Source organism: Microcoleus sp. PH2017_08_TRC_O_A (genome assembly GCF_020738665.1).
Lineage (GTDB): Bacteria > Cyanobacteriota > Cyanobacteriia > Cyanobacteriales > Microcoleaceae > Microcoleus.
In genome coordinates this window covers 24,336-34,249 of sequence record NZ_JAEQCE010000109.1, presented here as the reverse complement: position 1 = coordinate 34,249, position 9,914 = coordinate 24,336, and the positions used below count along the sequence as shown (strand labels likewise).

The 9,914-nt window shown below is 46.7% G+C and carries 6 protein-coding genes and 1 pseudogene; 1 reads left to right on the top strand and 6 read right to left on the bottom strand.

Annotated features, from left to right (window positions below; genetic code table 11):
* Window positions 1–938, top strand: a pseudogene (locus tag JGK22_RS28805) (transposase); the annotation flags it as partial.
* 156 nt (window positions 939–1,094) lie between these two features.
* On the opposite strand, the gene JGK22_RS28800 reads toward JGK22_RS28805, so the two are convergent.
* The 6 genes from JGK22_RS28800 to ribBA form a co-directional block, all read right to left on the bottom strand.
* Window positions 1,095–1,646, bottom strand: coding sequence for a hypothetical protein (locus JGK22_RS28800; protein ID WP_293197318.1), 552 nt, complete (start codon window positions 1,644–1,646; stop codon window positions 1,095–1,097).
* Between the two features lie 738 nt (window positions 1,647–2,384).
* Window positions 2,385–3,389 carry an RNA polymerase sigma factor, RpoD/SigA family gene (locus JGK22_RS28795; protein WP_293184266.1) on the bottom strand — a complete coding sequence of 335 codons (1,005 nt, stop codon included), beginning with the start codon at window positions 3,387–3,389 and terminating at the stop codon, window positions 2,385–2,387.
* Between the two features lie 919 nt (window positions 3,390–4,308).
* Window positions 4,309–6,045: an ATP-binding protein gene (locus JGK22_RS28790; RefSeq protein WP_293184264.1), complete on the bottom strand. Its 1,737-nt coding sequence runs from the start codon at window positions 6,043–6,045 to the stop codon at window positions 4,309–4,311.
* A 318-nt stretch (window positions 6,046–6,363) separates the two neighbouring features.
* Window positions 6,364–6,510, bottom strand: a complete 147-nt coding sequence (locus JGK22_RS28785) for a hypothetical protein (RefSeq protein ID WP_293184262.1) — start codon at window positions 6,508–6,510, stop codon at window positions 6,364–6,366.
* Window positions 6,504–7,937 (bottom strand): pentapeptide repeat-containing protein, encoded by a 1,434-nt coding sequence (locus JGK22_RS28780; RefSeq protein WP_293184260.1) that lies wholly within the window; start codon window positions 7,935–7,937, stop codon window positions 6,504–6,506. Before JGK22_RS28780 ends, JGK22_RS28785 begins: the two co-directional genes overlap by 7 nt.
* 33 nt (window positions 7,938–7,970) lie before the next feature.
* Window positions 7,971–9,707: a bifunctional 3,4-dihydroxy-2-butanone-4-phosphate synthase/GTP cyclohydrolase II gene (gene ribBA / locus JGK22_RS28775; RefSeq protein WP_293184258.1), complete on the bottom strand. Its 1,737-nt coding sequence runs from the start codon at window positions 9,705–9,707 to the stop codon at window positions 7,971–7,973.
* Between the last annotated feature and the right edge of the window lie 207 nt (window positions 9,708–9,914).

The following is a 9,914-nucleotide window of genomic DNA, read 5'->3' as shown; positions in this document are numbered from 1 at the left end:
CGGAAAGAAAGGTTATCCGACTTTCAAGAAAAACAGTCGCTCAGTTGAGTATAAAGTCAGCGGCTGGAAACTCTCAGAAACTCGGAAGCAAATCACATTTACCGATAAAAAGGGAATTGGCAAGCTCAAACTAAAAGGAACGTGGGATCTTAATTTCTACCAAATCGATCAAATTAAGCGAGTTCGCTTAATACGTCGCGCTGACGGCTACTACGTTCAATTTGCAATCAGCGCTGACAACAATGTAGATACAACGCCAGCAGGTAAAACAGTTGGATTGGACGTGGGACTGAAAGAGTTTTATACAGACTCCGATGGTCATGTTGAACCGAATCCCAAGTTTTACAGAAAAAGCGAGAAACAGTTGAAGTTTCGACAACGCCGTGTTTCTCGCAAAAAGAAAGGCTCTGCCAACCGCAAGAAAGCAATTAATCGATTAGGGCGAGTACACCTCAAAATAAGTCGGCAACGTGAAGAACACGCCAAGAAACTGGCGCGTTGCGTAATCCAATCTAACGATTTGGTCGCCTATGAAAATTTGAGGATAAAGAATCTAGTAAAGAATCACTGTCTCGCTAAATCAATTAACGATGCTGGTTGGTATCAATTCAGAAAGTGGTTGGAGTATTTTGGCGTAAAGTTTGGCAGGGTAACTGTCGCAGTCAATCCTGCTTATACTTCGCAAAAATGTTCAAATTGCGGTGCAATCGTAAAAAAATCCCTATCCGTAAGAACCCACGCTTGTGAATGTGGGTTTGTTATGGATAGGGATTGGAACGCAGCGATTAATATTCTGAAATTAGCCTTGAGTACGGTAGGGCATACCGGAACTTGGGTCTTAAACCCGAACGCTTTGGGAGATTCGACCTCTACTTTGACGCTCAGAAATCCTGTCTGAGCAAGTTGAGTCTATGAACAAAGAATCCCCTCGCCTTTAGGCAGGGGAGTGTCAATATACCCAAGAAACCAAGAAAATCGCGCAGGTATTGGTTAGACGATTTTCACCAATGAATGCAACTGTAGGGAAACTCCAAACTCTTATGCAGTAAATCATTCCCAATTCTTTAATCCCCAATCGAAAATCGAAAATAGTATTAATTTCCCCAAACCTGCTGTTTGTGAGCTTCCTTGCAAATACCTAAAATGCGCCGATCGTTGTCGCTGACGGCCCAAATAGGGTAATACTGTTGCAGGTTTACGGAGTAGGGAGAGCGACTGCCGTCGTAAGTGTCCACTACTGTTAAATTTAACTGAGTTCGCTCCGCAGTGCCGTAAAAACAGTAAAAAGCAGACCGAGGCAGGTAAAAAGCGCCGACTACTTTACTCTGTCGCATTTCAAATACAAAATATTCTTTTTTAATTCGATCGGGCTGGCTCGACTGGCCGTAGAGGTATATACCCTCTGCTAAACCTGTGCTAGCGGTATCTGGCGCAGCATTTGGGAGGGATTGGGAGGTGAAAAGGCCGGATTTGATGTCCGATTGCTGTGCCTCGCCTAGGGGAAATTCGATGCTGAAGTTACCGGGCGAGAGAGCAAGGGCGATCGCCTCTAAAGTGCTTGTTAATACGATCGAATAAGTCAAAACCACTTGCTTGCCCCAAAGTTTCAAATACCTGCTGCGCCGCCCTTCTTGTACCTGTTTCAAAGAGATATTACAGAAACCGGGTATTTGGCTTAATCCTGAATATTAACTTGAATTTTCGATCGCCCGCCCGGTTCCTAAATTCAAGTGGGATGGGCGGGAGAGCCCGTGCAGAAAGGACGGGCTCTCCCGCCCATCCCACAACAATCATCGAGCGTGTAAGTTATTAAATTTTCATTCCTTAGTTTTGATAAATTGCGATCGCCCATCAAGTGCGATCGACATCTTAAATATAGCGCTTTTCAAATCTCTCTTCTGTACTCGTCAGCCTACCAATTACCCATTATACCATTTTTCTAAAGATCAGATAGAGATAAAGGACGACAAGACGTTGTAATTCTCTCGTTTCCCTTGTTTGCAAAAGTCTGTCATAACTTTAAAAAAATGGTATTACTATCTGTACCTCACTCAGATCGTGTCCAGTGCATGACCATCACAAAAAGGGTTCGTAGTGCGGACTTCAGTCCGCATCTAAAAAGCGGACTGAAGTCCGCACTACGAACTTTACTTATTTTGGTCAATTGGCCAGAAAGCGGACTGAAGTCCGCACTACGAACTTTACTTATTTTGGTCAATTGGCCAAAAAGCGGACTGAAGTCCGCACTACGAACTTTACTTATTTTGGTCGATCGACCGGACATGATATCACTTCAAAATTGCTTGGGATAAAAGTATCCTTCCCGGAGGCGCCTGCACAAAAAAAGAGTTGAGATTTGGAGAAAATCTCAACTCTTTTAGTGACTAACTAGCCAAATATTCTCGGACTTGAGACTGACGCCGCCGCAGGTGGGCGAGGGCTTGATGTTCTAGCTGTCGCACCCGTTCGCGGCTGAGATTGAGCCGTTCTCCGACTTTCGCCAGAGACATTTCGGTGCCGTCTTCCAAACCAAAGCGCAGAACAATCACATCTCGTTGCTGGGGGGTCAGTTCTGATATCAAGGTATTGAGGTCTTGCCGCAGCAATTCCGAAGTAATGTAGTTGTCTGGAGATGCTGTTTCGTCTTCTAAGAGTTCTTGCAGTTCCGTATCTTGGTTATCTCCTACGCGCAAGTCCAAAGAAACTGGATGTCTTGCCATCAGCAGGTATTCCCTAATTTGGGAAGGTTGCAGTTCCAGGGCGGTGGCAATTTCCGCAGGCGAGGGAGAACGGCCCAACTGCTGGGTGAGTTCCCGCTGCACTTTTTTGATTTTGTTGAGTTTTTCGGTGATGTGAATTGGCAATCGAATGGTGCGGGCGTGTTGGGCGATCGCGCGAGTGATTGCTTGGCGAATCCACCAGTAGGCATAGGTAGAAAATTTGTATCCCCGCATCGGGTCAAATTTTTCGACTCCCCGTTCTAAACCGAGGGTGCCTTCTTGAATTAAATCCAAGAATTCCATATTGCGTTTCTGGTATTTTTTGGCGATCGCAACTACTAGGCGCAAATTCGCTTCAATCATCTTTTGCTTGGCGCGCCGCCCTAACTGCAAGATCCGGTTCAGTTCGGCTTCGGTCAACTCCATTTGGGCAGCCCACTCTTCATTCGTCAGATCTCGCTGCCATTCTTTAGCAAGCGCTTGTTTTGCTTCGATTAATTTCATCATTTGCTGTACCTGCTTCCCGAAAACAATCTCTTCTTCTCGGGTTAGCAGGGGTACTCGACCGATCTCGTGCAGATAGGTACGAACCGTATCCGTTGAGGAGTATGGCCGGCTGCCCATGCGATCGGCTTTCACTGTTTTGGTTTTGGGGGTGGTAGTGGACATGGGTGAGTATTGCACTCCTTGTAACAACAGATAAAAAGTTGGTGATACCCTGTCCCACTTTTACAAGTGGGATAAAGACTGCGACAGGGGGGATGTTACCCCTCCTGTTTATCGGTGACGATCGGTAGAAGCTTGTTGTTTTGGATTACTTTTGTGCTTGATTGTCCAGTAATCCCCGTCGATTTTCCGTAGCTTGCTAGCTTTAACGGCTAGTTCTAGGCGAAGTGAATTTGAGTTTACTTTTCTCAATATTATTCCAAATTTTGAGGCTCGTAAAGGGTAAAAACCTCTGTCTTAAGGTCAAGATTCTACATTTTTCCTTAAGGTTTTCAATTCCCTGCTAGTTTTAAGTGCAACTCAACTTCACAATACTCATGCAAACAGACTCAAGCAAACACGCTCATGCAAACAGACTCATGCAATTCGAGGGCTTTATTTTGCTCTCTATTCCATCATCGCTTGAATTTTTCTCGCTGCCTAGATGCTGCGATGCGAGATAACCGAACTCGATCGCCGTATTCGCTGCGACTTACCGTTTAAAATATTTCTTGACATTTTTATTTAAATATGCTAATCAACTTTTGCTGTCAGTGAGTAAAGATATATTAAGAGCGGGATGTTTGGCTATTTGAGTTAAATTTTGCCGATCGACTGAACAATATTTAACCTTATCCAATTTTTATGAAGTTAGGGATGAGGGGTGACGGGTGTGAGGGCAAAAGCCCTTGCTTCATTCAGTTGACAGTTGACAGTTGACAGTTGACAGTTGACAGTTGACAGTTGACCGCTTGACAGTTGGTTGTTATTAGAATTTTTGCATAAATCTTCGATCGCCGGGCCGCAGATGCAAGGCAGATAAACACGGATAAACGCAGATTATTTTCAGATTGGACAGCTTGGGAAAGCAATCTTGTCTCATCTAAAATCCCAAATCCATTTTAGCAGATTCTGCCTCAGCAAACACTTGTTCATCCGGCATTTCTTGCCAGTCAATATCCCCAATTTCTTTGTAGAATTGCTCATCGTAGGGACGAGTCTGGACAACTACCGGCATCGGTACGGCGTGCCCCAAAACTAAAGCTTGCTGTTTGGAGTCGAGTTTGGCTAAAACCGATCGCAAACTCTGGCCTCCAGAAACGCCCGTAAAGATAGCATCGATGTCTTTATCGTCGTTTAGCAAAGCTGTGATCCGCGTGCCGACTTGCGACATCACCTCGCCGTCGATACCGGAGGGACGCTGGTCTACAATCAGCAGAGTTACGAAGTATTTTCGCATTTCGCGGGCGATCGTCCCGAAAATAGTCGATCGCACGATCGCCGGATCCAGAAAGCGGTGGGCTTCCTCAATGGTAATCACTAACGGTTGCGGGCGATCGCACGGATTTTTACTCATCAAAAACTTCTCAGCTTTCCGCACGTAAGCTCCGTGAATCCGGCGAGTAATCACATTTGCTGCTAACATATATGACAGCAAATCCGAGTGCGAACCAAACTCGATTACTACATTTTTCCCACTATCCAAACACTGCAAAACTTCAGTGACATAATTTTTGGGACAGCGTTTGCGAATGTATTTCAAATCATTTAAACGCTCTAATTTCCGCTGCAAAGCCATAATCGAAGATTTATTTCCCCGCTTTTCTTCGCAAAACATTTGAATATCTTCGTTGGTCATTTCCAGCAACTTATTGATCCAACCCTTACCCAACTCGTTTCGCAAAATGATCGCATTTTCGATACTAGCTTCCGACAAATTTAACTCCCGCTGGACTAGCGAGATATCTTCCACTTCAATTTCCTCGAAACTCAAAAACAACTCTTGAGCATCGCGGACTCCCCGGCGCTTTGTAGACTCTGGATCGAGAGTATAAATCTGAATCTTATCGGGAAACAACTGCCGCAAACCTTTAACAGTGCTAAATTGTTTTCCTTCGGAAACAGCTTCCCACCCGTACTCCGAGTGCATATCAAAAATTAGATTGACAGCAGCTTGCTTGCGAATAATGCCCGACAGCAGCAAGCGCGTCAAAAAAGATTTTCCCGTTCCCGACTTACCAAAAACTCCGTTGCTGCGTTCCACAAATCTGTCTAAGTCCAAGCACACAGCCACGTCCATGTCAATCGGTTTGCCGATCGCAAAATTGCGGCGATATGGATCATCTTCCCAGCCAAAAACCGCTCGAAAATCGGTTTCTTTGGCATCAAACACCTGGGAAAAGTGGCTGGGAATCGTTTTCACCGGCAGCAATTCCATATCGGCGCCACTTTGCGGCTCAAAAGAACCCAAATTTCCTAAAGCCAGCTTTTTATCGGGGACTCCGTTACCTGTGGGATTGAAGATGGCTTGAGATTTTTCTTTTTCCGCAGTCAGCATCAACATGGGCGCAAGCTCGATCGTACCGTAGGTGCTGCTACCTGCGAGGACTGCGAGGAGAAAATCGTCGTTGGGGTTGGGAGGATTGGATAAAATCCGACTGCTGGATGTTCCAAGAGACACATCGGTGAGCATACAGAAAAAGTGCGATCGTACCCCCCGCACTACTAAAAATTTCCCCACCCTCATATCTTCCACTGAAACGTCGGCGTGCAGTCGCACTTCTAATCCCTTGCTGAGGGAACCTTGAATAACAGAGCCTAACGGTTTGTCATTAATCATTAGTCAGTTGTCAGTTGTCAGTTGGCAGTTGTCAGTTGTTAGTTGTTAGTTGTTATTTGTTATTTGGGGAGCATCTCATTTTTGAAAAAAGCATTTTTCATTATAGTGCGAGCGTCCCCGCTCGCGAGCAGTATAATCGCGAGCAGTATAATCGCGAGCAGTATAATCGCGAGCAGTATAATCGCGAGCAGTATAATCGCGAGCAGTATAATCGCGAGCAGTATAATCGCGAGCGGGGACGCTCGCACTATATGCAAAACTGAGATGCTCCCGTTAGTTGTTAGTTGTCAGCTTCCCCGCTCGCGGGTCGTTGGGTTGTTAGTTGGCAGTTGTTAGTTGTGATTCGTCAGTTGTGATTCGTTTTTGTTTATTTGTTATTTCGTAATTATTAGCAACTAGCAACGGCCAACTGCTAACTGTCAACTGCCAACTGCCAACTGCCAACTGCCAACTGTCAACTACCATTCCGATTCTAATGGTAGTTCAAAGAAACTCGGATTCAGATCTACATCAGTCAAATCCGTTTCGCTCAAATAAGCATCAGTCAAAGATACCCCTTTTAAACTTGCGCCTTTAAGATTTGCACCTTTAAGGTTAGCACCTCTGAGATTAACTCGGAATAAATGAGCATCGCTCAAGTCTACTTCAGTTAAATCGGCTCCCTCCAAATTTACTCTCATCAAATCTGCTTTTCTGAGGTCAGCTTCGTTTAACTTCGCGCCGCTGAGGTCGGCTTTTGTCAAGTCTACACCTCTCAAGTCGGCGCCGCTCAAGTTAGCGAACAGCAAAGTAGCTCCGGTGAAATCTGTTTCCCTCAAGTCGGCATCGCTCAAATTAGCGCCGCTGAGGTCAGCCCTTGTTAAGTCTACACCCCGGAGGTCAGAAGAACTCAAGTTTACTTGATGCAAAATTGCGCCGCTTAAATCGGCTCCTCTCAAGTCTGTTCCTTCCAAGTTTGCACCTTTGAGATAAGCTTTTTTTAAACTAGCTTTACTGAGGTCTACATTTTTGAGATTGACCGAACTCAAGTTAGAACCGCTCAAATTAGCTCCGCTTAAATCTGACCCATTTAAGTCGGCTCCGGTTAAGTTCACCCCTTGCAGCGATACATTAGGAGCAATTAAATAAGCTCCGCCCAGACGGGGGTCAATGCCTTCTGAAAACAATGTTTGGTTGCTGTAAACAGCTTTTTCTAAAATGACGCCGCTGAGACTGGCTTCCCTCAAGTCCGCTGCGCTGAGGTTGGCTCCTGCTAAGTTTGCCCGATCGAGCTTTGCTCCAAATAAAATAGCTTTATATAAGTTTGTCCGCCGCAAATCGGCCCCTTTTAAATCGGCTCCGGTCAAATCTACCATAGCCAGATTTAAGCCCGGGAGCGAGGCATTGGGAGCTAGCAAAATTGCTCCCAATGCAGCGGGGTCAATATCGTCGGGAAACATTGTCCGGTTGTTGTAGACTGTCTTGTCTAAAATAACGCCAGTCATCTGAGAGCCTCGCAAATCTGCTCCACTGAGATTGGCTCTGGTTAAGTTGGCTTGCTGGAGATTGGCTCCAACTAAATTGGCCTTGATCAAACTTGCTTGTTTGAGGTTGGCTCCCGTGAGTTCTGCTCCCACGAGAGTAGCTTCTCGGAGGACAGCACCGGTCAAATCGGTTCTGGTGAGGTTGGCTAAATTCAGAAATGACTCAGCTAAATCCGCCCCGCTAAGATTGGCGCGGGTGAGATCTGCTTCGATCAGATCTGCATACCTGAGAATTGCGTCGCTCAGGTTGGTTTCTCGGAGGTCTGTTCCCCTGAGGTTCGCTCCCCGGAGTTCTGCACCGCCGAGGTTGGTGCCTTTAAGCGGTTGTCCCCTGAGGTCGAGCCGGTGCAAAAAGTCACCAACGTTCATTTCCATATCGATTCGCCCTTTCTAGTCTTGACCTTAGCTTGACATTCCGAGGGCAGAATCGGGAATAGCGGAAAAACTATAGATTTTTTGAGGTTGAAGTTTCGCACAGGCGGACGCGACTTGTTCCAGGGGCAAGCTTTCGCGATCGAGCTGGACTTGCAGGGTTTTGAGCGGATCTGCGCCGGAGGAAACCATGAATTCTAATGTTTGCAAGTCGGGTTCTGTGCTGATAGATTCAAGAATTTGCCCGATCGCCCTGACGTAAGGATGGTTTGGATCTTTGTACCAATCGGGGGCTGCGAGTCCGGCTTGGTCGAAGCCGAGGTGAACGATGAGGGAGCTTTCTCCGAACAGGGCTATTCCCACCGGCCGCGCTTCTTCTTGCAGTAGTAAATCGCGACTTGCTACCAAATGCCGCAGTTTCTCAAGGTGTTCGTACCGATTTTGAATGGCCGAATCTTCCTCTTTTCCTTCTTCCTTCTTCCTTCTTCCTTCTTCCTTCGTTTCGTACTGAATCGCTACTGTGACTAAATAAGTTTGCAGCAGCATATGACCTAGTTTTTCGGCTTTGGTTGCCAGATAGATCGAGTTGTAATCTGTGGCTTCAATGAGTAAGGGGACGCGATCGACTACTTCAATGCCGTAACCTTTCAAACCGGCAATTTTTCGCGGGTTGTTGGTAATCAACCGAATTTTTTCCACTCCCAAATCGTTAAGCATTTGTGCTCCAACGCCGTAGTTCCGCAAGTCGGCGGGAAAGCCCAAGCGTTCGTTAGCTTCTACGGTATCGTATCCGATATCTTGCAGCGAGTAAGCTTTGAGTTTATTGACCAGTCCAATCCCCCGACCTTCTTGGCGCAAGTAAACTATGATGCCGCAACCGGCATTTTCGATCATTTTCAGTGCTGCTTGCAGTTGCATCCGACAGTCGCAGCGCAGGGATCCCAAAGCATCTCCGGTCAGACATTCGGAATGCACCCGCACCATCACGGGTTTGTCTTTAAATTCTGCCGGGTCGCCCTTGACAATGGCAACGTGTTCTGAATTGTCTTGAGTGTCGCGGTAGGCGTAGATCGTAAACTCGCCGAATTCAGTCGGCAATTTGGCGACTGTTTCGCGGCGGACAAATCGATCGTGCTTGAGGCGGTAGCTAATTAAGTCAGCAATGCTGATGATTTTGAGGTTGTGGGTTTTGGCGTATTCGATCAATTCGGGCAACCTCGCCATCGAACCGTCGGGGTTTTGAATTTCGCAGATGACGCCGCTGGGATAGAGGCCGGCGAGTCTGGCGAGGTCAACGGAGGCCTCGGTGTGACCGGCGCGTTTGAGGACGCCACCGTCGATCGCCCGCAGCGGGAAAATATGACCGGGACGGCGCAAATCTTGAGGTTTGGTATCTGGGTGGATGGCTACTTGGATGGTGCGGGCGCGGTCTTCGGCGGAGATGCCGGTGCTGACGCCGTTGACTGCATCGATGCTGACGGTGAAGGCGGTTTGGTTGTTGTCGGTGTTTTTGCTGACCATGAGAGGCAGTTCTAGGCGATCGAGTCGATCGCCAGTCAATGCCAGACAAATCAAACCCCGGGCCTGTACTGCCATGAAATTGATATTGTCGGGGGTGGCGAATTGGGCGGCACAAATCACGTCGCCTTCGTTTTCGCGGTTTTCGTCATCGACTACTACCAGCATCCGACCTGCTTTCAGGTCTGCCAGGGCGCTGTCAATTGAGTCAAATTGAAAGGATTGAGTTGAGGTGTTGTTGTAGGGCACTGAGGAGTTCAAGCTATAAACAGTATTGTTATGGAAATAGAATCTATTATTGATTGTAGCCTGTTGTTTCCGGCTGGGTGATTCTCCGAGTCAGATGAGTTTAACACCATTTTCGAGCTTGCATACTAGAAATAATCCTTTTTGTCAATCAAAAATTGCCAGAGTATTTCATGAGTTCGATCGAGATTGCGAGGCTTTTAGGGAAAG